Raw genomic sequence first — 25,437 nt, forward strand, 5'->3', positions numbered from 1 at the left:
GAGAGCGGTTGCCAGCTTACACTCTTTTAAAAGCGTATGCTCACGCGAAGGCTCAGGTTAGCGAGGATAGGCTTGCCCCGAAGTATTTATTGTTCGCCTAATTCAGCCAGTAACTCGGCTTGGTGCTCGGCGATGAGGGTATTGCTTAATTCGCTCAAATCACCATCCATGATGAAGTCGAGTTTGTACAGCGTCAGATTGATACGATGATCACTCAGGCGACCTTGCGGGAAATTATAGGTGCGGATACGTTCGCTGCGGTCGCCGGAGCCGATCAAACTTTTGCGAGTGGCCGCTTCCTTGGCTTGTTTCTCGCGCAATTGGCCATCCATGATGCGCGTGGCTAACACGCGCAGCGCCTGTGCTTTGTTTTGATGTTGACTGCGACCATCTTGGCATTCGACCACGATACCGGTCGGCAGATGCGTCAGTCGCACGGCCGAGTCGGTTTTATTGATATGTTGCCCACCTGCACCACTGGCGCGGAAGGTATCGATACGTAGGTCGGCATTATTGATGATGACATCGGCCAGTTCATCGGCTTCCGGCATCACGGCCACAGTGCAGGCCGAAGTGTGAATACGGCCTTGGGTTTCGGTGGTCGGTACCCGTTGCACACGATGACCACCTGATTCAAATTTGAGTTTGGAATAGGCCCCGGCACCGGCGATACGCACGATGACTTCTTTGTAACCCCCCAGTTCTGAGGGAGATTCAGACATCATTTCGACTTGCCAGCGATTACGTTCGGCATAGCGACTGTACATGCGTAGCAAGTCACCGGCAAACAGCGCGGCTTCATCACCGCCGGTACCGGCGCGTATTTCCAACAAAATGTTGCGCTCGTCATTAGGATCTTTCGGCAACAACATTTTCTGTAATTCACTCTCTAGCGTGCTCATGCTGGCTTTTGCCAGTTCGATTTCATCGAGGGCGAAGGCTTTCATATCGGGGTCGCTGAGCATATCTTGCGCTTCTTCCAGATTGGCTTGCGCTTGCAGATAGTTTTTGTACAGTGCCACCAAGGGGTCGAGCTCGGCATGCTCACGAGTGAGTTTGCGATACGTTTCCATATCAGCGGTGACATTTTCTTGCATCAGTAAATGGCCAACTTCATCAAGGCGTAGAGCGAGTTGATCTAGTTTGGAAAGCAAAGAGGGTTTCATACGGGGCCTGCAGAAAAGGGTAAAGTCCGACGGTGGCCGGGCGCTGTCGCTTTGGCTTGGCAACAGTAAGGGCCGCAACAAGGCGGCAGGGCACAGTATACGTCGCTAACGGCGGGTGCGGAATAATTGCGGTAACACTGCCGCCAAACGGGCGCGTTCATCGCCGCTGGCTTGGTGCAGGGCCTGTTGCGGGCCATGGAGGAATTTGGCAGTGATGCCTTTGGAAAGCGCTTCGAGTACGGCATCGATATCGTCACCGCGCGCCAACATTTTGCGCGCCCGTTCGAGTTCGCCAAGGCGCAGTTGTTCACTGCTTTCTTGTAAGTCTTGAATCAAGGGCACGACGGCACGCCCATCGAGCCAGTGCATGAACGATTGCACCCGGGTTTCGATAATGGCTTCCGCTTGCACGACCGCTGCTTGTCGCCCTTCAATTCCGGTCTGTACCACGCTGCCGAGGTCGTCGACGGTATACAAAAACACATCATCGAGTTGGGCAACTTCGGCTTCTATATCACGCGGCACGGCCAAGTCGACCATGAACACCGGCCGATGTTTGCGCGCTTTGATTACGCGTTCGACCAAGCCGAGGCCGATGATGGGCAGCGAAGATGCCGTACAAGAAATAATAATATCGAATTGCGCCAATTGTTGCGGTAAATCCGCTAAGCGTATCGCCTGACCATTGAAACGATGCGCCAAGGTTTCGCCACGCTCAAGAGTGCGGTTGGCGATCGTCAGCGACTTTGGATTTTGTGCCGCAAAGTGCGTGGCACAGAGTTCTATCATTTCGCCGGCACCAATGAAGAGCACATGTTGGTCGGAAATTTTATCGAAAATGCGTTGCGACAAACGTACCGCAGCGGCCGCCATCGATACGCTGTGCGCACCGATTTCCGTATTGCTGCGGACTTCCTTGGCGACGGCAAAAGTACGCTGAAACATTTGGTGCAGATAGGTGCCGAGTCCGCCGGCCGCATCGGCTTGACGGACAGCATCTTTCATTTGCCCCAGTATTTGCGGCTCGCCAAGCACCATCGAATCCAGCCCGGAGGCGACGCGAAAGGCATGGCGCACGGCATTATCTTGCGGCAATGTGTACAAGTGCGGACGCAGATCGGCGTAAGGCAAGTGATGATAATCGGCTAAAAAATGTGCGGTGGCATCAATTGGATTGCTCGCCGCGCAGGCCGCATATAACTCGGTGCGGTTGCAGGTAGACAAGATTGCTGCCTCATTATTGCGTGCGGAAGTGCCTACCAAGGCGGACTGATTACCAAACCATGCCCGCGCTGCCGCCACCGCCAGCGCAATTTGCTCGGGCGGGAAGGCGACTTTTTCGCGCAGTGACAGCGGCGCAGTCGTATGGTTGAGTCCGACGGCAGTGAGTTGCATGCAATAGTGAGCCAACGAGAATTAAGCCACCATTATAGCGCGTAGTAGCAGAGATATTTCATTTCCCCATGTTTGATCCAGCTCAAAGGTCGGATGCAGGGAGGGTGATCAGAAAGCTGCTACCCTCGTTGGGCGCGCTGGTCACACTGATCTGTGCGTGGTGGCGGTCGAGTACAGCTTTGACAAACACCATGCCCAAGCCCACTCCATCGTTTTTCGGTTGCTCGCCATGGCTGATGCGCTGAAACCGTTGAAACAAGCGGCTTTGCTCGGCGCGCGGGATGCCATAGCCTTGGTCGCTGATGCGGCAAAGAATTTCTCGGTGCGCCAATTCTTGTTTTATTGACAGCGCACAAGTGATCGTCGTATCGCGTGGACTATATTTGATGGCATTCGAGAGCAAGTTCGTCAGTGTCCGTGTCATCAGACTGCGGTCTATCCGTACCGGAAAGTCAGCACCGTCGACTTTGGTGTCGATGCGGATGTTTTTGCTGCGCGCTAAGGACCACATTTCTTCGCTGGCATCGAGCAAGACATCTTGAAAATCCATCTCTTCAAAACGATAATCCTGTGATTCTGCGCGTGCTAATTGCACAAAATTATCGGCCAGAGCCAAGGTGATGCGTGAAGCTTTTTCTATGCGCAGCATGAATTCTTCGGCCGGCAAGGCGGTAGCGGCATCTTTTTGCAATTCCAATAGAGCCAGAATCGATGCTTGTGGCGCGCGCATATCATGCGAAATGAAATGCAAAGTCTCATCGCGGCTGCGCTCGGCGGCGCGGATGGCGGTCAGATCGAGCAAACTGACGATCCAGCCGATCAGGCGATGCTGTGCGTTATAGCAAGGCGCGCTCTTGATTAACATATCATGCTGCTGAGGATCGCGTACCTCTATGCCTTGCTGCATATTTTGAGTATGTTGCAGGTCAAGGATATCCCACCAACTGAAACTGTGGGTCGGGTCGGCGCTGCGGTCTTGCGGCGGTGTCATCGAGGCGAACAAATAAGGCAGTAAAGAATCATCCACTTGTGGGAAGCCCAAACTGAGGAAATAGCTGCGCGCCGCTTGGTTCGACAATAAGACGTTGCCATCGACCGTGGTAACCAGAGTCGCATCGGGCAGACTGGCCAAGCTGTCGCTGACAAATTGACGCAAATCACGCACGCGGCCGGCGGCGACACGCATCAGATTAATTTTCTGTTCCAGAGCATCAGTGCTGCGCACCACAGCTATCTCATCATTGAATTCCGGCAGCAGATGCGGCTCTTGTTCGAGCAAGTCGAATTCCTCGCCGAGATAATTGATTGCGGCTTCCAAACGCCGCCAACTCCAGAGCGGATAAGCAATCAGTAACACCAGCAAAGCGGCCGACGGTGCCAGCCAGAGACCGGCAAACCGCAAGGCCAAGTAAGCTACCAGCAAGGTGACGGCAAACAGTACGACGATGCTCAGCAAGGCCTGACGCGGCGACATCCAGCGCAAGCTCAGTAAGGCCAGCAGTACTGGCAGCAAGTTGTACAGCATGGTGTCGCTGGTGTCGGCGAACCGGATTGCACGTTCATCGAGCAGACTGGCCAAGATGTTGGCGTTGATCTCTATGCCCGAGACGACGCCGGTCGTGCCTGATACTGGGGTCGGAAAGGAATCGGCCATGCCGGCGGCGGTGGCACCGATCAGTATATATTTATCTTTGAAAAAGCGCGCCGGTACTTCACCACGCAATACCGATACATACGGCACCGCTTGGAAATGACCATGTCCGCCGGAAAAAGCAATGTGCATCTGATAGTCGCGTTGCCAGGCACCGCTGCTCGGCGTCGCCTCGCGGGCCGCCGCGGGCCTGCGTTGTCCCGGTAAATAGCGCTCGGTACCGACGGCGGCTTGTTGTCCCACATCTTTGAGTGCCAGAGCAAAATGCGGCCACCACTGGCCTTGGCTGCCCTCACGTAAAAATACGCTGCGGGCGACGCCGTCGGCATCGAGTTCCAGATGAATATGACCAAGCTCGCGTGCCGCGTCGGCCAACAAGGCAATCGGTCGGCTGACTTGCAGGCCATTGCCTACGCTCGAGGATACCAAGGGCAGTACGACTTTGTTGCTTTCTATGAGCGCTTGTGCCAGCGCCTGATCGCCACCCAATGGCAGATCGCCGGCACTGGTCTCGCTTTCATTGAAGAGGATATCAAAGCCGATGGCTTTGGCTTCGGTGGCATGGAGTTGCTTGAGCAAATCGGCATGACGCTGGCGCGGCCATGGCCATTTGCCGAGTTCTGCCAAACTGTAGTCATCGATGCCGATGAGGATGATATCGCTGCGTGCCGGCTGCGGCATCAGTTGCATGGCACGGTCGTACAGCCCGAGGTCGATGCGCGCAAGATTTTTCAGACCACTCACTGCCGCACACAGGCTCAGCAGTAAGACCCCGAGCAGCAGCCACTCGCGTCGTGCGATGCGTTCGGTTGCTGGGCTAGCTGCCATGGCGCGCGATCAGAAACCGGTGCCGACGTTGCCGTTGCCGGATACGATGGCGCTGCCATCACTGCTGGTCCAGCGCGCCGGAATGTACAGCTTTTGCGTGGCCGTGAAGGCCGCGACATAGCCATCGGCATCGGTGGCACGCACGCGCAAATAATAGACCCCCGCCGGAGGTCGCGGAATTTTCAATTCGGCCGTGCTCAATTCGCGTGACAGGAACAACTGCGAAAATTTCGGATCACTGGACATCTCGATGAGAAAGGTCTGACCGGCTTCCGCCGCCCAACTCAAGGCCATCTCGCTGCCGTTGGTGTCGCCGACCGTTGGTGCGGCCGGCGCGGGTAATTTTTGAAATGCTTCGGGATCGCTGTACGGGCCTTGATCGGGCTTGGCTGCGTTGATCACGGTAGCGATGCGCCAGAAATAGCTGCCATCAGCCAGCTTGTCGGTGCTGAAACTGAGCTGTTTGAGTGCCGGCTCATCGAGCACGACATCGTTGAATTCGCGATCGCGCGCCACTTGCAAGTGGTAAGCCTCGGCCGCGCTGGCTTCGGTCCAGGAAAAGTCAGTTTGTGCCGCGCGTTGCTTGTTTTTTGGAGTTAACGGAAACGGTGGTTCCGGACGGGCTTTGAGGGTGAATGCCGCCGTCATTGGAAAGCCTTCAAGGCCGTGCTGATCGATCGCGCTAAGACGGATGAAATACTGCCCATCCGGCAAGCCGTCAAATTTGAAATGCGGCTGAGTGAAAGTGTTTTCCATCATCACGTCCAAGGCCTGCGCATCACGCGCAATTTGTACATGATACGCCTGTGCCGCGGCCAGTGGTATAGCGTGAAAATTAAGCGTCGGGCGGATTTGCAGCAAGCTCGCGGCCTCGAGTGTCGGGGCCGCCAGCAAGGCGAGCGAGGGGCCGATACGGCTGCGACCGATGATGTTGCCGCTGCCTGCCGGCAACACTAAGGCAGACTTGAGCGCGTGTTCAGCTTGATCGACCGCCACGGCCCCTTCGAGTACCTCGTTGGCCGTGCCATCGGCAAGGATGCCGACGCGGAAATGCGTGCCGCGTACCCCGGCCAGCGCCAAGGGCGAGCGGACTTCAAAGCGACCTTTATTCTCGCTTAATTTGGCCACCCGCGATTCGACTTTGCCTTCAGTCAAGCTGATGGCCGTGCGTGGGCTGGCGGTATACTTAGTTTTCCGCAAGGTGGTCAAGACGATGCGACTGTTAGAGGGAATCGAAATCCGTGAACCATCTTCGAGCGCGAGGGTGACAAAGCCATCGGCACCGGTACTGATTTGTGTGCCTTCCGTAACGATGCTGCCGACCTTCAATCGGGTTTCATCGCCATTGATGCGTTGCGGATTGCCGGCCAGCGCCACCACACGTGCTTGGCTTGCTTCTTCCGGCAACAATTCCAAGGGAATCAAGATGGCGGTACCAACCGGTATGCTACGGTCATCGCCGATGTGGTTGCGTTTGCTCAGGATCGTCCAGTTTTGCAATTTTTCGGTGAAGCGCAACGCAATCGCCGAGAGTGTGTCGCCGGCTTTGGCGAAATACGTCATATCCGGTGGCGTTGCTAGCACGCTACCTGGTGGCTTGGCGCTGTCGGCCGCGTTGGCTGCCAGAGGCAATAAACAGCAAACCAGCAGCGCGAGGCGCACTGGTGTGCCGCGCAAATATAAGATGGTGGGGGAATTCATGATACGGTCCTGTAGGGTAAATGCAATCCGGGTCAGCTACGCTGACCCGGAAAATTTATTCTGCGGTGACTTGTTCGAGACGGTAGCCATAACTGTAGACGGGCGCGAGGCGATAGCCATTCTCGGGTCGGAGTTCAAGTTTGCTGCGCACTCTGGAAATATGGGTATCCATGGTGCGCGAGGGAATATCGACATCGCGCGACCAGACTGCTTCAAGAATGTAGGCGCGCGACAGCGGTCGGCCGAGGTTGCGGAACAGCAATAATGCCAGATCGAATTCTTTCTGCGTCATTTCAACCGCCACATCGTTGACGCTCAAGCGTCCGGCACGTGTTTCGAATTTGTAAGCACCGAATTGCAAATGTTCCGACGCCGTTTGCGTCGGATACGCGCGTCGCAGCAGTGCTCGAACACGAGCAACTAATTCGCTGCGGCGTATCGGTTTGATCATGTAATCATCGGCACCAGCAGCGAGGCCGGCGACAATATCGTCTTCACCGGAGCGGCTGGTCATGAACAGCACTGGTAAAGTCGGCGAGAGCTTTTCCCGCACCCAGTGCAAAATTTCGGTGCCATTCAAATCTGGCACTTGCCAGTCGAGAATGAGCATGTCGTAACTTTCACGTCGCAGTTGGTGCAACATTTCTTTTCCACTCAAAAACGGATGGCAAGTATGACCAGCTGCATTGAGGATAGTGCAGACCAGTTCGAGCAAATTATTGTCGTCGTCGAGTACAGCGATTCGCATGGGTAGTTACCGTTAAAGTTCGGCAATTGAAAAAGTGATGCTTCTCATTATATCGAAAGCAAGGAGGAAATCTTAGAAATGTGAAAAAATGTCAGCGAAAGGCGATCTTATTCGTTGCCTTGTAGTGTGGGCTGTGCGCCAAGCCAGACTTTAGGGCTGAATTTATTGCCGCATGGAAAATAAACTACTATTGCAGCATCCTGCTATGCGGTCGTATCGCTGCCGCAGGCAGGATACGAACTCAGGGAAGCGTGTGGAAATTTATAACTCTGGCAAAACGACATTGACGTCGAGCACTTCCAAATCGCCTTGTCTGTCCAATGACACTTTGATGTCTTCGGGGCTGACCTTGGTGTACTTCGAAATGACAGCAATCAATTCTTCACGCAAGGCCGGTAAAAAATCATAACCATCGCGGCCAGTACGCTCACGAGCAATAATGATCTGCAAACGTTCTTTGGCCATATTGGCCGTTTTGGGTTTGGTATTGAATAAAAAAGAAAGCAAAGCCATTTTATTTACCTCCGAAAATGCGCTGTAGCAATCCTGGTTTTTCATACGTAATGAAACGCAAGGGGACTTCCTGGCCGAGGAAACGTGACACCACGTCTTCATAAGCATCGGAAACATCCGTGCCCTTCATATGTATGGCCGGGTTGCCTTGGTTGGATGCGTGCAATACTGCTTCCGATTCAGGAATCACACCGATCAGCGGTATCCGCAGGATTTCCTGGACATCCGTATACGACAGCATTTCGCCGGCTTCGACGCGTTTCGGAGAATAGCGGGTGATCAACAGATGCTCTTTGACCGGTTCACCACCGGCTTGGGCGCGCTTCGACTTCGCTTGAATGATACCGAGAATCCGATCCGAATCACGTACCGACGACACTTCCGGATTGGTCACGACCACGGCTTCGTCGGCAAAGGTCAAAGCCATCACGGCACCGCGTTCGATTCCAGCGGGGGAGTCGCAGACGATGAATTCGAAATCCATTTTGATCAGATCGTTGAGCACGCGTTCCACGCCCTCTTCGGTGAGGGCATCTTTATCGCGCGTTTGCGAAGCCGGCAAAATGAACAGATTGTCGCAGTGCTTATCCTTGATCAGAGCTTGATTGAGGGTCGCTTCGCCACTGATGACATTGACCAGATCGTAGACCACGCGGCGTTCACAGCCCATGATCAGATCGAGATTGCGCAGGCCGACGTCAAAATCGAGTACCGCAGTTTTATGTCCGCGCATAGCCAAGCCGGAAGCAAAGCTCGCACTTGATGTGGTTTTGCCGACCCCGCCCTTGCCAGATGTTACAACGATGATTCTTGCCACAAAAAACTCCTTTTTCTATCCGAACAGAATAGTAATAATAATTGCAATATAAAGCATTAACCGCTTGATTTCACCGATGATACTTCAATACTGTCGCCATTTAAGCGGACTTGTACCGGATACTTGGCCGGCAATTCCGGATAGCCGTGCTCAAAAGTTCGATAAATACCGGCAATCGACACCAGTTCCGGCTCCATCGTCAGTGCGAAGATGCGTGCCTCGGTGTTGCCGGTGGCACCGGCCAGTGCGCGACCACGCAAGGGGGCGTAAATATGGATGCTGCCGTCGGCAATGACCTCGGCACCGTTATTGACCGCGGCCGTGATGATCAAATCAGCCCCACGGGCATAAATCCGCTGGCCGGCCCGCACCGGCGTATCGATCACCAGCGCCGGATTATTGCGAATGATGACTTGCGGCTCGGGTGCTGGTGCCGGTGTCGCCTGGCGCTGCGCTGCTGCCAGCAATTCGCTTTCCATCCGTGGTTTGGCAACCACATCGATGGCTAAACCGTGGGCGCGAATCGCCGCATGGTCTTCCTCACGCGCATGGCGAACCGCCACCGTGTGCAAACCGTAAGACTTGAACAAAGGGATCAGCACATCCCAGTCGAGACTGGTATCGGCAATACTTTCGACATCGATGACGGCGAACTCATTGTCGAAAAAATCGGGTGAACCGGCGCACATTTCCTTGAGTGCCGCTTCCAGTATCGGGGTCGCAGCCTGATGTAAGAGTATGGCAACAGCGACGACAGTGGAAATTTTTATTTCTATAGGCTTGCGCATCAGACTGTTTTGCATGGGTCCAAGGGTAAAAAGAAGAACTGTTGCCAGATCACTCTACCTCGAGTCTGAAGTCAACTTCAAGAAAGCGAGAAGAATGCGCTTACGAATGTAATGCGGTAATACTTAAATACAGGGCCTATCCTACCAAGTGATGAGCAGGATTGCAAAAATATGCACACATTGTTGGAAACATTGGCGAATATGAGCCCAAAAGGGCTTAAAAACGTAAGAATCAAAGCAAATCATCAAATAAATTCTACTTGGAAATGTTTTTCCTCTGCCGACAGAATGCGAGGGAAGCTTATACGAATGTGATCATCAGCGCGCATTTTATGCTGCGGCAGAAGAAAAACAGATATCTAAGGTGCAAATATTTCCTTGCGTCTGGCTACAGTGTTTCTTATGATTAAACCGATACCCGATTACCCACCAACCCTGCCGGAGCACCTTGATGAAACTTGAAACGCTAGCCGTACATGGCGGCTATACGCCCGATCCGACCACGCGCGCCGTGGCCGTACCAATTTATCAGACGGTGGCATACGCTTTTGACAGCACTCAACACGGTGCCGATTTGTTTGATCTCAAAGTGCCGGGTAATATCTATTCGCGCATTACCAATCCCACCAACGATGTCTTGGAAAAACGTGTGGCGGCGCTCGAAGGTGGTTTAGCCGGCCTCGCGCTGGCCTCAGGTCAAGCGGCCATCACCTATGCGATTCAAACCATCGCCGAAGCCGGTGACAATATCGTCTCAGCGGCGACGCTCTATGGCGGCACTTATAACCTGTTCGCGCATACCTTTCCTCAGTTCGGCATCGAAACGCGCTTCGCCGATGCTGCTGATCCGGCTTCGTTCGCCGCCTTGATCGACGAAAAAACCAAGGCGATTTACGCCGAATCGATCGGCAATCCCTTGGGTAATATTACCGATATCGCGGCTTTGGCCGATATCGCCCATCAACACGGCATTCCGCTGATCATCGACAATACCGTGGCCTCGCCGTATCTGCTGCGTCCGATTGAATTCGGTGCCGATATCGTCGTGCACTCCTTGACCAAATACCTCGGTGGACATGGTAATTCCATCGGCGGCATCATCGTCGATTCCGGTCGTTTCCCATGGGCCAAGTACCCGCAACGTTTCCGTCGCCTCAATGAGCCCGATGTTTCTTACCATGGCGTGGTGTATACCGAAGCGCTGGGCGATGCGGCCTACATCGGCCGCGCACGCGTGGTTCCCCTGCGCAATACCGGTGCGGCATTGTCGCCTTTCAATGCTTTCTTGATCTTACAAGGCATAGAAACGCTGGCTTTACGGATGGACAGAATTTGCGACAATACGCGTCGCATTGCCGATTATTTACAAACGCATGCCAAGGTGAAATGGGTCAATTACGCCGGTTTGCCCGAACATAAAGATCATGCTTTAGCGCAAAAATATCTGGCAGGAAAACCATCGGGCATCCTCACCTTCGGCCTCGCCGGTGGTCGCGAGGCCGGTGCGCGTTTTCAAGATGCTTTGCAATTGTTTACGCGACTGGTCAATATCGGCGACGCCAAATCGCTGGCCTGCCATCCGGCCAGTACTACCCACAGGCAACTTAATCCGGCCGAACTGGCCAAGGCCGGCGTGACCGAAGACACGGTGCGTTTGTCGATAGGCATAGAGCACATTGATGACTTGCTGGTCGATTTGACCCAGGCACTCGAGCACGCTTAAAGAGCTGCGGCTGACGACGCCGCGGAAGGCCCGTTGCGTCGTCAGCCATGCGCAAAAAACTACGGAAAAATTTACGTAAAGTGTATTTGATGGTATATTTTTGACGTACAAGAACATGCTATTAACCATCAAAAAAACCAAAACCGGTGAGTGTGCTGCGTGTGCAAGTAAACTGAAATCTGAAGTAAATCAAGTTTAACTACTGCAACAGAGTCAATGATGACAGCAATCCCTTTCGATACCTTAAAGATGATGGAGCGCCTAGAGAAAGCCGGCGTTCCCGCTGAGCAAGCCAGAGTGCAGACCGATTTGCTGGCCGAAGTTATCTGCGCGCAAGACCGCAGCATCAGTGAGCGTTTCTCGAGTAAGCAAGATGTCACGTCCGAATTGGTAAGAATGAATTTTGAACTGACTGCTTTCCGACAAGAAATTAAAGCGGACGTCAGCAATCTGCGGCGGGAAATGCAGGTTCAGAACGCCGACACCAAGTCTGACATTACCCGCTGGGTCGTCTCGGTTGGCATTTTTCAGAGTGCGCTGCTTGCTGGTCTGGTTTTGAAATTGCTGCATTAATTCAATTCCTGCTCAGCATTTGCGCTTCCTTGGCTGCCTGTCAGTGCGGCACATATACGCACATACACGCAAGCACATACGCATTCCTTGGTATCCCATCCTCATCCGCACATCTACTCAGCCGTCAATAAACCCTACAATTGATCATACCGGTTGTCAATGATCGCGATCAATGCTCGATAGTGGCGGCGACCTATAATCCGGCTGGCGTGATCGGCTTCGGCGTATGATTGCTGTAGCGGTATGCGCCACGCAGTCACGTTGCCGTTTGTTAACCCACTTTTTCTCTGTCTATGTCGAATTCTCTCGTTACCTTGTCGGATCTGCCCCTCTCGTCCGTGGCCACCTTGCCGCAGCTGTTTGCTTGGCGCGTAGCACACACGCCACAAGCCGAAGCGTATCGCGAGTTTGATGAAGGCAGCGGACAATGGATCAGTTACAACTGGCAGCAAACGGCCGACAAAGTCGCTGCCTTCGCCGCTGCCTTGGCAGTATTGCAAGCGCCAGCCGGTGCCCGCGTGGCTATCCTGCTACCCAACGGCTTACATGCCGTTTGTATTGATCAAGCGGCCTTACGACTCGGCTATGTGCCGGTGCCCATGCATGCGCTCGATAACCCGGCCAGCATCGCCTACATTGTCGCCGACAGCGATGCCAGCTTGCTCATCGCCGCCAGCGACCGCCAATGGCTGGCCATCGCTGCCACCGGCGTGGCTATGCCGGCTCTGCGTCAGATCGTCGTGTTAGAGCAATGCGCTGATACGCTTGATTATCCGCCGGCCGTGCCGCTGGCTCTGCTCGCGTCGTGGTTGGCTGCCGCAGCCGCACCAGTCGCCCCAGTCGCCCCAGCCGCACCGCTGGCGGTGGGCCCGCAGGATCTGGCCGCCGTCGTCTATACCTCGGGCACGACCGGCAAACCCAAAGGTGTCATGCTCACGCATGACAATGTGATGTCGAATGTGCAGGCGGTGGTGCAGCGTGTGGCACCGGTCACCAGCGATGTATTCCTCTCTTTCCTGCCGCTCTCGCATACCTTCGAACGCACCGCAGGCTATTACTTGCCGATAGCGGCTGGCGCGTGTGTGGCTTTTTCGCGTTCTAACAAGCAACTGCCGGAAGATTTACGCATCGTGCGACCGACCATCCTGATCTCGGTACCGCGTATTTATGAGCGGGTCTACAGCGTGATCCAAAGTAAGCTGGCGCTGTCGGCCGTGGCGGCCGGCTTATTCAACTGTGCCATTGCGGTCGGCTGGCGTCGCTTTGCGCGCAGCCAGCATTTGCTCAAGGATAGCGCGGTGCTGGCCACTGTCGATGCGCTGGCTTGGTGCCTGCTTGAACCGCTGGTCGCCGGTAAGCTGAAAGATCAGTTCGGTGGCCGTTTGCGCGTCGCCGTCAGTGGTGGGGCTGCCTTATCGACGACCATCTCACGTTGCTTCCTCGGCCTGGGCATCCCGCTGGTGCAAGGTTACGGCATGACTGAAACGTCACCTGTAGTGGCCTTCAATGCGCCGGCCGATAATGATCCGAGCACCGTCGGCCGTACCTTGGCAGGGGTGGAAGTGAAAATCGGCGAGAATGCCGAATTGCTGGTGCGTGGTCCGAATGTCATGCGCGGTTATTGGAAACGTGAGGCCGATACCGCCGCCGCCTTGATCGATGGTTGGTTGCGTACCGGCGACCAGGCCGCTGTGATCGATGGGCGGATACGTATACTCGGTCGCGTGAAGGAAATCATCGTCACCTCCACCGGTGAAAAGATCGCCCCGGTCGATCTCGAATTGGCCATCACCAGTGATCCTGCGTTTGAACAAGCCTACGCCTTTGGTGATAATGTCCCCTTCATTTCCTGTGCCCTCGTGCTCAGCCAACGCTATTGGGCGCAACTGTGCAGTACGCTCTCACTCGATCCCGCTGATCCCGGTGCGCTCAGCGCACCGCTGGCGCGCGCTGCCGTGCTCAAACGAGTCCGCGAGCTGACCGACAGCTTACCGTTTTATGCGCAACCCAAAGCGGTGATACTGAGCCTGGAAGCGTGGACGATAGAAAATACCATGATCACACCGACGCTGAAACTCAAGCGTAATAATTTGGCCCAGCATTTTGCTGCGGCCATCAGTGCGATTTATGCGGCGCGGCGATAAAGGCGCGGCAAAGAAGCGAAAAAAAAATCAGGCGGCGGCCTGATTTTTTTCAATGCGATTTCAATCGCGGCAATACAGTGAAATTTGCCCGCTTTCACTGGCTTCTGCCCTTTGTGTCTGGCTCTCGCCGCAACGGAACTCTACCCACAACTGCTTAGGTCGGCCTTGCGCCGGATCGCCGCACAAATTATTATTGGCCACGAATTCCGCACGCCGCCGCCCGCTGGCGATGCGACGAATCGATTCGGTTGCATCGCAAGCCTCATTACGTATTCCGTAACGTGCGGCCAGAATCACAATGCGGCCCGATTCGCGCTGTTCTTCATGGCCACGCGCGTTCATTCCGTCGCGATAGCCTTGGTCATACCCTTGACGGTATTCCTGGCTCTGCGCCATGGCCGTTGCTGCACTGGCTGCCAATAGCAAAACTGTGGCATTGCGCAGGATGGAGAGCATGTTTGGTCGGTACATTATTTTTCCTTAAATCCATGGCACGTGCGCGTGCCTGACATGGTGTACTCGACAGAGTAACGATATCAGCGGTATTTTTCAACTGTTCTGCTCGATCACCACCCCATTCTCAGCGCGCAACGAACGATTTCCGAGTAAGCATGCACGATTTAATTCGTTTTCCGCATGAACAGTTTTCGTTAAAGTTGATTCATCAAAAATCTGACTAGGGTTTGAAACCCCGGCCTTCAGGCCGGTGAGCGACGAAGGAGCGACGCGATGGGAGGGGATGCAAACCCCTTCCAGAGTCTTTTCCATCGTCGCTTGCGACGATCCATTAAGTTGTTAGTGGCTGGCGTTGGCAGCGGCTACCTTTGGTGCAAAATTAATTTTTTGCGCTCACAGTGCAGCCTTTTTAACACCCTAACAACGCTTACCTAAGAAATTAAAACACTCATGACCATCGCTGCATCCGACTCGCATTCCACGCTCAAACCGGCCGTTACGACAGCGCGTACCTCGCTGTTCGGCATTGAACAAGTCGTCAGTGAACTGGCCGCGGTACGGCTGGCTTGGCGCGCTGGCCAACGGCGTTTCGCCGAGCCGGGCGGGCGTGAATTACCGTCGCGCGAAGCGCTGGGGAAAATCATCGCCGACTTATGCGGTGCCTTGTTCCCGATGCGCTTAGGGCCACCGGAATTACGTCAGGAAAGTGAAGATTTTTATGTCGGGCACACGCTTGATTCAGTGCTGCATTCCTTGCTATCGCAAGTACGTTTGGAGCTGGTGTACGCAGCCCGCTATAACAAGGTGCACGAATTGCATACCGAAGACCGCGCCCTCTCGGTGGTGCGCGAGTTTGCCGCGGCGCTGCCAGCAATTCGCGTCCTGCTCGACAGCGATGTGGTGGCCGCCTACCAAGGTGATCCGGCCGCGCGCAGTGTCGATGAAGTGCTGCTCTGCTATCCAGGCGTACAAGCGATGATCCATCATCGCGTGGCACATCAACTGCATGGTTCCGGTGTGCCCTTGTTAGCGCGCATCGTGGCGGAAATCTCCCATGGGCAAACCGGGATAGACATTCATCCTGGGGCGCAGATCGGTGCCGGATTTTTCATTGATCATGGTACCGGTGTCGTGATCGGTGAAACCGCCGTCATCGGCGCGCGCGTACGCATTTACCAAGCCGTCACGCTCGGTGCCAAACGCTTTCCGGCCGCTGCCGACGGCACGCTGCAGAAAGGTTTGGCACGTCATCCGGTGGTCGAAGATGACGTCATCATTTACGCTGGTGCCACCGTGCTGGGACGGGTCCGTCTTGGCCACGGCTGCACCATCGGTGGCAATGTCTGGGTGACCCAAGATGTCGCCGCTGGCAGTCATGTCAGTCAGGCCAGTCTGCGGCATGAAAGCCCTCCTTACACAGAGTAAATCGATCAACCCGGATCAAGCAGTAGCGCGCAGCTTCGCTTTGCCTGGACAGGATAAACTTAACGGCTTGCTGGCACAGCTGTATCCGCCCGCGGCACCGACCTTGGCCCAAGCACCGACTGCGGCCGCGCCGACATCCTATCCGGGCTCGCTGGCCGGTATCGATGTCGCCGCGGTGCGCCGTTTGGCACATGCGCGTAAAAACCCGTAAGCACAGGAGAGTGTGAAGCCTTACAATAGGGGCTGGCAACCAAACCGTGGTTGCCAGCCCCTATTTTTCAGGTCTGTGTCATGCACGTTTGTCTCTGTTTGCTCCGTTTCGCTCACCATGGATAAGCCGGTTTCGCCCAAAGGGCGCGCCAGCGGTAAAACCACGCTCGCCGACGTCGCCGCCAAAGCAGGGGTCGCCTTGATGACGGCATCGCGCGCCATCAGTCAACCGGAGCGCGTCTCGCAAGCCTTGCGTGCGCGGGTAGCTGCCGCCGTAGCCGAACTCGGTTACGTGCCCAACCGGGCTGCGCGTTCCTTGGCGAGTGCCCAATCAAATGTCATCGTGGTGTTGGTGCCGTCATTGTCGAACGCGGTATTTACCGATGTGCTGGCTGGCGTACAGGATGCGCTCGATCCATACGACTATCAAATTTTGATCGGTAACACGCGCTATGCCGATGCTGAAGAAGAAAAACTGCTCGGCATTTATTTGCAATCGCATCCCGATGGCATCTTGTTATCGGGCTTGCAGCATAGTCCGCGCGTACAGCAGATGCTGGCTGCTTCGCAGGTGCCGGTCGTATCGATGATGGATATGGCCATTGAGGCACAGCACATGTCGGTCGGATTTTCACAATTTCAGGCCAGCCTGACGATGACCCGTTATTTGCTCGCGAAAGGACATACCCGCATCGGTTTCATCGGCGCGCAACTCGATGAACGTACCCTCAAACGTGCGCAAGCCTATCGCCAAGCCATGAGCGAGGCTGGCTGTGCCGATCCGCGCCTGGAATTGATGGTCAGCGATCCTTCAACCATCGCCTTAGGTGCCGAGTTGCTCGGTCGTATGTTGGCCGTGGCACCTGATTGTACGGCTATTTTTTGCTGTAACGACGATCTTGCTCAAGGTGCAATTTACCAGTGCCAGCGGCGCGGCATCGCAGTGCCGCAGCAGTTGGCGATTTGCGGCTTCAATGACTTGCCGGCCTCGGCGTGGATGAATCCCTCGCTGACCACCATCAGCACGCCGCGTTACCGCATCGGCTTTGAAGCGGCGACACTGCTACGTCGTGCGATTCGCCAAGAGGTGCCGACCGAAACTCATATCGACCTCGGCTTTACCCTGATGGCACGCGAGAGTGCCTGACGGTTCTGGCTACTCATTTCACCTGCAATGATAGCGCTATACAAACACTTTCTCGATCGCTTTGATTATTGCGTCGCAGCATAGGTTTCCGTTTACAAAAATTCTTTCTGCGTTAAAATCGCCAAATAATGATAGCGCTACCAAATCTAACATCCTATTTTGGAATCGGACTGTGAACCACCAAACTTTACAACAATCGTCGCCGGCACGCTGGATCGTGATGGGCGTGTGTGCCTGCGGAAAAAGTGAAATCGGCGCACGCCTGGCGCATCAACTCGGGTGGCGTTTTTCCGAGGGCGATAGCTTTCATCCACCGGCTAATGTCGCACGCATGGCTGCCGGCATCCCCTTATCCGACCACGACAGGAGCGGCTGGCTGCTGAGCTTGCAAGCCGAAATTCGTGCTGCAGAGCAAAGTGGTGAAGGCCTGGTCTTGTCGTGTTCGGCGCTCAAGCGTCGCTATCGCGATGTGCTGCGTCAAGGCGATGCACAGCTACGCTTCATTCATCTCGATGGCAGCGCGGCGCTGCTGGCGGCACGCCTGCAAGCACGGCCTGGCCACTTCATGCCACTCTCGCTGCTGGACAGTCAATTGCAAGCGCTTGAGCCACTCGGTGCCGATGAAGCCGGTCTGACTGTCAGCATCGCCGCGACTCCCGACAGCATCACGCGTCGCATTCTCGCTGCCATCAATGGCACGTGCAAGTCGTAGTAAAAAACAACAACACCACAACAGAAGGAGACCAACATGGAAATACCAAGGCAAACTATTCCGCGCCGACGCTGGGGCATCGGTGCACTGCTCGGCATCGGTATATTGATCAATTACATCGATCGCATCGGCTTGTCAGTGGCTGCGCCACAAATTCAACAATTATTCCAACTGAGCGCAGTCGAGCTTGGCCTGTTGTTCAGTGCCTTTGCCTGGTCGTATGCGGTCCTGCAGATTCCGGTCGGCATGGTGATCGATCGTTTCGGTCCTATGCGAGTGGGGCGCTGGGGCGCATTTCTATGGGGCGTGGCTTCGACCATCACCGCGTTTTCAAGTGGCTTTGCCGGTATTTTCATCGCCCGCATTCTCTTAGGCGTGGCGGAAGCGCCGGCCTTCCCGGTCAGCTCTAAAGCCACCGGCTACTGGTTCCCGCGGCGCGAACGCGGGCTGGCTACCGCCATCTTTGATGCGGCCGCCAAATTCTCCAATGTCATCGGTGTGCCCTTGGTGGCCGTGACCGTCGTCAGCTTCGGCTGGCGCTGGGGCTTCGGTTTGACAGCGATCTTAAGCTTCGCCTACTTCATCGCCTTCTTCATACTCTATCGCGACCCCAGCACCGATCCCCATTTGTCGCCGCAGGAATATGCGTATATCCGTGATGGCGGTGCGGCCGTGGAAGGGCCGGCCGAAGCCGGTGCGATCGGCATGCTCGCCTATCTGCTGAGGCAGCGCAAAGTGTGGGGCTTGACCATAGGCTTTGCCGCATACGGCTATTCGTTTTATTTGTTCCTGACTTGGTTGCCCGGTTACTTGGTTCAGACCATGCACATGAGCATACTCAAATCGGCTGCGTACGCCGCCATCCCTTGGATCTTCGCTACCATCACCGATCTATTCGTCGGCGGCTGGCTGATCGATCATTTGATTGCACGTGGTCGTGATGAATCGACGGTGCGCAAGACTGTGCTTGTCGTCGGCATGCTGTTCGGTTTGGCCGTCTTCGGTGCTACCCAAACAGTCGATCCGGTCTGGGCAATTTTCTGGATCTCGATCGCACTCGGCGGTCTGGCATCGGCCGCGCCGGTCGGTTGGTCATTACCGTCACTGATCGCACCTAAAGGTGGGGCCGGTACCATCGCCGGGATGATGAACTTTGTCAATAACCTCATGGGTGCTGCCGCCCCGATTGTCACCGGCTTCATCGTCGGTGCCACCAATTCCTTCAGCAACGCCTTTCTGGTCGCTGGCGTGATTCTCATTATTGGCATTGTGTCGTTTGTGTTTGTGTTGGGGCGAATCGAAGCGATTCCCGAGCCGCAAGCTGCCGCTTCCGAACCCTCAGTTTAAATTGTTCAGGCTTTCAAACGTCTCTACTCGATACGCTCTGCTGGAATAAAAACAGGCGAGCTCCCGGTCGCCTGTTTTTCACTGTTTGATAAGCATCAGCAGCGGTATTCGTTTTGCAAATTGCGATTGAAACTGTGCTTGCTGCCGCCCGGACAGGCGTCGGCCAAGCGTTTCATATTGGCAGCTGGAATAAAAATTTCGGCGGCTTGATCTTTGCAGCGAAACTTCATGGCCGGACTGAGAATTTCACGCGCCTTGATGGTCAAATGCAGAAACAGTTTGCTGCTGTCGCGGTTGAGAATGATATGAATATCATTTTGAAACCTGGCTAAAGGAATATTGAGCCACCAACCTTCGTCCGTGCCATGCCGACCGCAATTCGACCACATTGTATTTCCTTCGTGAAGCAGCTTGCTGCCCTTGGCGGTATTTATGCGTTGCATCGCTTCGATCTTGGTGGTCATGGTTGGCTAATTTTAAAATGGCTGGGGTAGCGCGAATTATAAAGGCGAAATGCACGACAGCGTAGCAAGAATCATTGCGGCCTATGCTGCTCGGCTAAATTGACGATCTTGCTGTGAGTAGAGAATGGGCATTTTCTGCAATCACCGAAGTATTTTGTTTACTAAACTTTAGTCATCATCCGCTTCCCAACAACATGGAGCAGCCCACCATGCCTATCACTCAATATCACAATCCCAGCCTCACTGCGGTCCAAGCAGCACGTGCCGAGCTGGTACGCCAGCCCAGTGCAAACGCGTCGGCGAGTTCACTCAAGCAGGCATCGAATGTACCGTTTGAGGTGGCAAAGCCGGCGGCTGTTCGTGCCAACAGCAAGCTGACACACGAGCAATATCAACACTTGCTCAAGAACCGCGTCGACATTTCAGCGCCAACTGATTTTTCCCATTTCACTTTGACTGCCAACTCGCCCCAGTTGAGCATCCCCATTCCTCCCGAGCTCAGTGCGGAAGCAGTATCAGTCAAGTTGCCGCAAGCTGCCAGCCGTACTCATAGCCGAGCAGAGCGGTCGAAAAGCAGCGGTTTTTTTTCCGGGCTGATCGGCTTGGGCGGCTGCCAAAATGTGAAACCGGCTCGCGCCTCGAGTATTTCAGAACCGTTCGCGGTTCAGCATACGGCCCATGTTCCTAGTGGTGACAAGCTTGCCGCGGTAGAGCAACAAGTGACGGCGATGACGATGCAAGCGTCATCTTCCCATCACACCTAGCCAGAGACATGCGGCACCTGATCTGGTATCGCCGCTGTCAGAATTTTTGGTACGAAGCATTGTTAACAAGCATGCCGAAAACGGGCGATTGATGCAAATTGCAGGCTATCGGCTTCCTTACAATTGAAGGGCGAACACAGTGCCGGTCAATTCTGAACAACTAAATGGATCGTCGCAAGCGACGATGGAAAAGCCTCTGGAAGGGGTTTGCATCCCCTCCCATCGGGTCGCTCCTTCGTCGCTCACCGGCCTGAAGGCCGGGGTTTCAAACCCTAGTCAGATTTTTGATGAAGTCAGTCATGACAGGCCGTTTTACTCACTTGCTTACCGTCCTTGTCACGACGTCGTTTCCCCCTTTTCCGACTACTCTTAAAGGCACATAAAATGAGACTATTTTTTTTTCGCCATCGCGGCTTTTACGAAGTTACACGGCCATTACCTGAACCGAAAAAACATTCATCCTTCGTGCGTTTTTTCTTACGTCTATTCAGATGCGCTTCGGCAGCACCGGCCGATGTGTCCGTGGCGCGAGCCGGCAGCACTACCAGCACCGGCAACCCGGCAGCAAAGCTGGATACAGGTTTTTTAAAGTGTCGGAAAGTTGGTCCGCACAACGTCAGGCCCCCGCAAGAGCCGGCCATCCACGTCACAGAAAAAACGATGGAAGTACAATACGTTTGTCACACGCACGAACCGGCGCTTCATGTTGAAAATGTCGACAATGCTGACGATGCCGCCCCGATCTATGCGAGTATCGACGAAGTGCGGGCGCAAGCACGTGCACGTGCACTTACACGCGCCGAGTCTGGGGTATGCAGTCTTGCGACGGTGTTGGAAGTCGACGAAGTAGAAGAGGCGAAAGAGATGGAGCCGCAGCCGGAGCCGATTTATGCGGTCGCGGTGCCGCGCTCAAAACGTGGCTTGCCGCCGCACTCGGCTGTGCCGGAAGGTATCACGGCCACCGGCACCCTGGAAGATCTGAGCGAGCAGTGTATTTTTCGCGCACGTCAACGCCTCATTCTTCCTGAGAATTTCATCGACAGCGAGCCGAACTATGCGAGCATAGACGAACAGATTCCGCCGGAAAGTTTTCGCTTGGCTACGTGCAGCCCGGTAACGGACCTCGATTCCTTATCGGAATCGGAATCGGAATCGTATTCAGGCACGGATTCAGAATCGGAGCCCCTGTACGCAGCCATACTCCCCCGTTCAAAGCGCGGTTTTCCACCACGTTTGAGCGCACTCGGCAGCATCACGACGCACAGCGATGCGCAGCAATTTTCCGGGCCGGCAGACGCGCGTTGCTATCAGGCACCCAGCGACTTGCCACAGCCTGAAAACGGTCAGCCAAGCGAGGATGTCAGAGGGGATGCCAGGGAGGTGCTGCTCGCTTTTTTGAACAGCATCGCTCCGCCTCCTGGCAACCCGCCGCGCTTGACTGGCGTAGCCTCGCATCCTTTGCAAAGAAGACACTCGATAGGGTAAGATCAGAGCACTTTTGTTAAAGAAAAAGTCGTGCCGCCGCCATACCGATCGCTGGCGGCACGCTTCCTTACTTTTTGAAACGAGCCTATGAACCTCCACTTGTCACTGCTACCCTTGGTTTCCCTGATTGCCGGCATTCTGATTCTGATCATGCCGAAATTATTACATATCCTTATCGCGCTGTATTTGATCGTGATCGGCTTGATTGGCTTGTTCGGCAACGGCCACCTGTATCTGCGCTGAAATCCAGGGAGACGCGGATTAAATCTGCGTTTCCTTAGCCTTAAGGTGCTGCCAATTCATTGCCTTGGCTATCTTGCAAAGAGATTTTCATGATCTGGGCTTTGACAGTATGCTGGTTCAGGTCGACATCCTGCGCAAAGACGTAGGCGATCAAGGTGAATTGTTGATACTTACTGCGCAGCGCTTCGATGGCGCGCGATTTGCTTTCATCGTCAACTTTGAGAAGTTTAAAGTCATTGCCGTTGCTGAAGTTCATACGATACGAGCCATTCCAACCGAAACTCGTGTCATTATTCAAGTCGGTGGAAAAGCCCTTGGCTTGGAAATCATATTGGCCGAGTTTGAAATGTCCCCAGCTGACTTTCAAATAGCGTGCTGATTTAGCTGCCGCAATTTCTTGATCGATTTTCGGTTTCAGCGCGGTTTCGATATCATGTTTTTTGAATTCATCCGACGTCGTCACATAATCGCGAGAATAATTGACTAAAATCTGGCTGTAATCGACCGGCAAGCTCGACAACGCGCAATAGGTAAACATCAAACTGTTCTCATTGAGGTCCCTGTACTGATCGGCAGCCGTCGCAGGATTTCCTTTTGGTAAAGCATTGACTGTGGCTTGCTGTACCCCTTTTGGTGAGGTCGCATCGGCCAAGCTCGGTGCCGCTTTATCCGCCGCTGCCGTTGTCTCGGAAGTATTTTTCGAGCAGCCAACTATGCCGGCAACAAGCGCCATGCAGATAGCGATCAGTGTAGTTTTCTTAGTTGTCATCATCATGCTTTCATTAAAATTAAAACGCTTGATCTCAAGTATCAGGAGGCGCGGATTTACTCGGCGCTGGCCTTGGCCACGAGAAATTTTTTCAAACCCAAAAAGGCTAAATAGAGACAAGCCGGCACCGCCAAATAGGCACCCATGCCGATATGAATCGCTTGCAGGGTACTGGCCATCATCTGACTGATCATGTTGTTGAGCATAGGGTTGCTGCCGGCCGCCGCTGCGCTGGCTTTCAAACCGTCCTGTACGCCGGAATACAGTAGCACCGCCACTGTCAGCATCATCAGCAAAGGCAAGCAATTACCCAAGTGCGCGCGCGGATCTTTCCAAAACTGAGAAAAGAACGGTCCCAGTAATGAAAGAATGGCGAGAAAACCATACATGCCAGCACCGCCATTCGCTCCGCCTTGCAAGGCACCAAGCACGCCATCGCTCGAGCTGGCCACCACCGAGAGAATCTTCCAGAATGAAATGTTGGCAACCAAGCCTTGATAAATTTGAACCGTAACAATATTGAGAAAAAACCAGGAAATACCGATCAAACCGGTCGCAATCAAGATCGGCTTGCCAATGCGCGCAATGGCTTGGTCGACAACCGCAGCGCTTTTTTCTTTCGCTAAGGCCAAGGCCTTATCGGCTTGTTCTTTCGCCAGTTGATTATCACTGATGAGGTGAATACTGCTGATGGCCTTGGTTTCATCAAGTTCAAACTCAACCATTGCGCCGATCACTGGCGCGCCATCAGATTTCCATATTCCTTCGAGTTTGAATTCATATTGCGTGCCTTCAGAGCTGATTAAGCCTGAACCACTGTTTGCATCCCGCAGAATACGACCTCGTTGTTTCATCATTCGCCTTTTGTGTGTCTGTACAGATCGCATGGAATAGAAAGAAAACGGCCTGACCGAATCGGGCAGGTCGATGTCTTCCCCTATGGAAACTTACTGCGTAGGCAGTAAAGCTCAGCATTTTTATTGTAAAAAATGAATTGTATGTGCGAGCGCAGAGACACTCCATAGAACAGATGTTCCATGGAATGCTAAAAAAGACAGACGCCTTATGTTCCGGCGAGCGCTGATGGCATACGCATACTCAGCTGCCGTAGCGAAGTTGCATTACTTTCGCCAGTTCCGCCTTACCCGAAATGCCGAACTTCACATAGATACTGTGGGCTTGATTCCTGACCGTACTTGGCTGGCTGCCTAAGCGCTGGGCGATGGATTTGTAATTGTCATTATTTGCCAACATTTCGGCAATCAGCAATTCGGTCGGCGACAATTTTTCCAAGTTACTGGTTTTTTGGAAGCTGAGAAACAAGAAATGGTTTTTAACTTGTTTACGCACGGTAAAGTGGTTGCTGATGTAAATTTTCACTGAGCTTAAACGTAAATGGCTCAACAGCTTGGGCGGCAGAAACGGCGTCGCCCAGTCAGGAAAATCCTGCTGTAACAAGCTCACTGAGGTTTGGTCGATGAAATGCAAGACACCGGACAAGTTGCATATCGCTGTACCCACCAAACCGGAAGGATCGGGATTGCTGATACACAGTTGTCGATGTATCGAAAATGCCTGAAACACATGTGGCAAAAGCAGGTTGGCGATACGGTGATCTTGTTCGACGAATTCGGCCTGACTTTTACTCCGCCAAAGAGATAGAGTTTGGAAGCCGCTTTGCCGTGGCACGGGGAGTGCCATGGTCAAGGTTTGCAGACACGCGGTTTTTTTGCCATAGGCATACACGTTCGGCTTAACTTTGGCCTTGTCATCGAGCGACAACAATACGGCATTGCCCGGCTGATGCAGAGCTTGCGTCAACGCAGGATCGTCGCTGGACAGCTTACCGCCATCCTTGATGCTCTCACCTTGGATGTATTCTGCGCGGGCGCTCAACTTTTCTGCGGTGTCGATATTGTGCGCGACTGCCGCGATGAGTTTCACGCCTGCCGCTGAGTCCTGCGTGAAATCGCAAAAGCCGCTGGCATCAAATTGCAGCTCTTGTTTGATCAAGTTAAACGCCAGCCCGGAAAACTCGGCCATGTCAGCAGATTGGGCGGTTCGGTAAAGCTGTAAAACCAAATGATGTAGATGATCCAAAATAACACGCCCGCTATAAAAAACACAATAATCAATATTCTTGATATTAAAGCATTTTGTTTGCTTTGACGCAATTTTAATTTTAATTTTTGCATCAGATACGATGCTGTACTGAGGAAAACCTCAGCGTCGTATGGAACAACTAAATAGACCGACGCCAGCGACGCTGGAAGCGCATCTGGAAGGGCTTGCTATTTCCCTCCCATCGCCTTGCTCTTGGTGATATTGATGTGGTGATCTATACCCACTTGGAAACGCTGGCGCTTGC

At 54.0% G+C, this 25,437-nt stretch carries 25 protein-coding genes; 11 read left to right on the forward strand and 14 right to left on the reverse strand.

Features of this window, described 5'->3' with window-relative positions; all coding sequences use genetic code 11:
- Positions 1–86 precede the first annotated feature (86 nt).
- From prfA to minC, 8 genes are all read right to left on the reverse strand, one after another.
- Positions 87–1,166: a peptide chain release factor 1 gene (prfA, locus tag RHM61_RS08270; protein WP_322250647.1), complete on the reverse strand. Its 1,080-nt coding sequence runs from the start codon at positions 1,164–1,166 to the stop codon at positions 87–89.
- A gap of 105 nt (positions 1,167–1,271) precedes the next feature.
- Positions 1,272–2,561 carry a glutamyl-tRNA reductase gene (gene hemA, locus RHM61_RS08275; RefSeq protein WP_322250648.1) on the reverse strand — a complete coding sequence of 430 codons (1,290 nt, stop codon included), beginning with the start codon at positions 2,559–2,561 and terminating at the stop codon, positions 1,272–1,274.
- Positions 2,562–2,643: 82 nt separating this feature from the next.
- Complete coding sequence (locus tag RHM61_RS08280; protein WP_322250649.1) at positions 2,644–5,040, reverse strand: CHASE2 domain-containing protein; 2,397 nt, start codon at positions 5,038–5,040, stop codon at positions 2,644–2,646.
- Between the two features lie 9 nt (positions 5,041–5,049).
- The gene (locus tag RHM61_RS08285; protein ID WP_322250650.1) at positions 5,050–6,741 is read right to left on the reverse strand and encodes a FecR domain-containing protein; all 1,692 of its coding nucleotides are present in this window, start codon (positions 6,739–6,741) and stop codon (positions 5,050–5,052) included.
- A 55-nt stretch (positions 6,742–6,796) separates the two neighbouring features.
- Positions 6,797–7,489: a response regulator transcription factor gene (locus RHM61_RS08290; protein ID WP_322250651.1), complete on the reverse strand. Its 693-nt coding sequence runs from the start codon at positions 7,487–7,489 to the stop codon at positions 6,797–6,799.
- A 261-nt stretch (positions 7,490–7,750) separates the two neighbouring features.
- Positions 7,751–8,002 (reverse strand): cell division topological specificity factor MinE, encoded by a 252-nt coding sequence (gene minE / locus RHM61_RS08295; RefSeq protein WP_322250652.1) that lies wholly within the window; start codon positions 8,000–8,002, stop codon positions 7,751–7,753.
- Between the two features lies 1 nt (position 8,003).
- Positions 8,004–8,819 carry a septum site-determining protein MinD gene (minD, locus tag RHM61_RS08300; RefSeq protein WP_322250653.1) on the reverse strand — a complete coding sequence of 272 codons (816 nt, stop codon included), beginning with the start codon at positions 8,817–8,819 and terminating at the stop codon, positions 8,004–8,006.
- Between the two features lie 56 nt (positions 8,820–8,875).
- Positions 8,876–9,622: a septum site-determining protein MinC gene (gene minC, locus RHM61_RS08305; protein WP_322250654.1), complete on the reverse strand. Its 747-nt coding sequence runs from the start codon at positions 9,620–9,622 to the stop codon at positions 8,876–8,878.
- A 436-nt stretch (positions 9,623–10,058) separates the two neighbouring features.
- Here minC and RHM61_RS08310 point away from each other — a divergent pair, with 436 nt between their 5' ends.
- The 3 genes from RHM61_RS08310 to RHM61_RS08320 all read left to right on the forward strand — a co-directional run bounded on the left by RHM61_RS08310 (position 10,059) and on the right by RHM61_RS08320 (position 14,047).
- Positions 10,059–11,330 (forward strand): O-acetylhomoserine aminocarboxypropyltransferase/cysteine synthase family protein, encoded by a 1,272-nt coding sequence (locus RHM61_RS08310; protein WP_322250655.1) that lies wholly within the window; start codon positions 10,059–10,061, stop codon positions 11,328–11,330.
- A gap of 219 nt (positions 11,331–11,549) precedes the next feature.
- Positions 11,550–11,903, forward strand: a complete 354-nt coding sequence (locus RHM61_RS08315; protein WP_322250656.1) for a coiled-coil domain-containing protein — start codon at positions 11,550–11,552, stop codon at positions 11,901–11,903.
- A 293-nt stretch (positions 11,904–12,196) separates the two neighbouring features.
- Entirely contained in the window at positions 12,197–14,047 is a 1,851-nt protein-coding gene (locus tag RHM61_RS08320; protein ID WP_322250657.1) for an AMP-dependent synthetase/ligase, read from the forward strand.
- A 60-nt stretch (positions 14,048–14,107) separates the two neighbouring features.
- Here RHM61_RS08320 and RHM61_RS08325 read toward each other — a convergent pair whose 3' ends face one another.
- Both RHM61_RS08325 and RHM61_RS08330 read right to left on the reverse strand, forming a co-directional pair.
- Positions 14,108–14,518: a hypothetical protein gene (locus RHM61_RS08325; protein ID WP_322250658.1), complete on the reverse strand. Its 411-nt coding sequence runs from the start codon at positions 14,516–14,518 to the stop codon at positions 14,108–14,110.
- Between the two features lie 78 nt (positions 14,519–14,596).
- A complete protein-coding gene (locus RHM61_RS08330; RefSeq protein ID WP_322250659.1) occupies positions 14,597–14,815 on the reverse strand; it encodes a hypothetical protein in 219 nt (72 codons plus the stop codon).
- A 138-nt stretch (positions 14,816–14,953) separates the two neighbouring features.
- On the opposite strand from RHM61_RS08330, the gene epsC reads away from it, so the two are divergent.
- The 5 genes from epsC to RHM61_RS08355 all read left to right on the forward strand — a co-directional run bounded on the left by epsC (position 14,954) and on the right by RHM61_RS08355 (position 19,344).
- Entirely contained in the window at positions 14,954–15,928 is a 975-nt protein-coding gene (gene epsC / locus RHM61_RS08335; RefSeq protein ID WP_322250660.1) for a serine O-acetyltransferase EpsC, read from the forward strand.
- Positions 15,903–16,139, forward strand: a complete 237-nt coding sequence (locus tag RHM61_RS08340; RefSeq protein ID WP_322250661.1) for a hypothetical protein — start codon at positions 15,903–15,905, stop codon at positions 16,137–16,139. The genes epsC and RHM61_RS08340 overlap by 26 nt, the downstream gene beginning before the upstream one ends.
- A gap of 117 nt (positions 16,140–16,256) precedes the next feature.
- On the forward strand, positions 16,257–17,285 hold the full coding sequence (locus RHM61_RS08345; RefSeq protein WP_322250662.1) for a LacI family DNA-binding transcriptional regulator: 1,029 nt from the start codon (positions 16,257–16,259) through the stop codon (positions 17,283–17,285).
- A gap of 172 nt (positions 17,286–17,457) precedes the next feature.
- On the forward strand, positions 17,458–17,997 hold the full coding sequence (locus RHM61_RS08350; protein ID WP_416200222.1) for a gluconokinase: 540 nt from the start codon (positions 17,458–17,460) through the stop codon (positions 17,995–17,997).
- A 36-nt stretch (positions 17,998–18,033) separates the two neighbouring features.
- Positions 18,034–19,344: an MFS transporter gene (locus tag RHM61_RS08355; RefSeq protein ID WP_322250663.1), complete on the forward strand. Its 1,311-nt coding sequence runs from the start codon at positions 18,034–18,036 to the stop codon at positions 19,342–19,344.
- Between the two features lie 95 nt (positions 19,345–19,439).
- Here RHM61_RS08355 and RHM61_RS08360 read toward each other — a convergent pair whose 3' ends face one another.
- A complete protein-coding gene (locus tag RHM61_RS08360; protein ID WP_322250664.1) occupies positions 19,440–19,808 on the reverse strand; it encodes a hypothetical protein in 369 nt (122 codons plus the stop codon).
- A 209-nt stretch (positions 19,809–20,017) separates the two neighbouring features.
- On the opposite strand from RHM61_RS08360, the gene RHM61_RS08365 reads away from it, so the two are divergent.
- The 3 genes from RHM61_RS08365 (at position 20,018) to RHM61_RS08375 (ending at position 22,300) form a co-directional block, all read left to right on the forward strand.
- On the forward strand, positions 20,018–20,572 hold the full coding sequence (locus tag RHM61_RS08365) for a hypothetical protein (RefSeq protein ID WP_322250665.1): 555 nt from the start codon (positions 20,018–20,020) through the stop codon (positions 20,570–20,572).
- Between the two features lie 660 nt (positions 20,573–21,232).
- Positions 21,233–22,057, forward strand: coding sequence for a hypothetical protein (locus RHM61_RS08370; protein WP_322250666.1), 825 nt, complete (start codon positions 21,233–21,235; stop codon positions 22,055–22,057).
- Positions 22,058–22,144: 87 nt separating this feature from the next.
- Positions 22,145–22,300 carry a DUF3096 domain-containing protein gene (locus RHM61_RS08375; protein WP_322250667.1) on the forward strand — a complete coding sequence of 52 codons (156 nt, stop codon included), beginning with the start codon at positions 22,145–22,147 and terminating at the stop codon, positions 22,298–22,300.
- 40 nt (positions 22,301–22,340) lie between these two features.
- Here RHM61_RS08375 and RHM61_RS08380 read toward each other — a convergent pair whose 3' ends face one another.
- The 3 genes from RHM61_RS08380 to RHM61_RS08390 form a co-directional block, all read right to left on the reverse strand.
- Positions 22,341–23,069, reverse strand: coding sequence for a hypothetical protein (locus tag RHM61_RS08380; RefSeq protein ID WP_322250668.1), 729 nt, complete (start codon positions 23,067–23,069; stop codon positions 22,341–22,343).
- Positions 23,070–23,125: 56 nt separating this feature from the next.
- Positions 23,126–23,926 (reverse strand): hypothetical protein, encoded by an 801-nt coding sequence (locus tag RHM61_RS08385; RefSeq protein WP_322250669.1) that lies wholly within the window; start codon positions 23,924–23,926, stop codon positions 23,126–23,128.
- 241 nt (positions 23,927–24,167) lie between these two features.
- Entirely contained in the window at positions 24,168–25,112 is a 945-nt protein-coding gene (locus RHM61_RS08390; RefSeq protein WP_322250670.1) for a helix-turn-helix transcriptional regulator, read from the reverse strand.
- Positions 25,113–25,437: the final 325 nt, after the last annotated feature.

The organism is Undibacterium sp. CCC3.4 (genome assembly GCF_034347425.1).
In the GTDB taxonomy this organism is placed as follows: domain Bacteria; phylum Pseudomonadota; class Gammaproteobacteria; order Burkholderiales; family Burkholderiaceae_D; genus Undibacterium.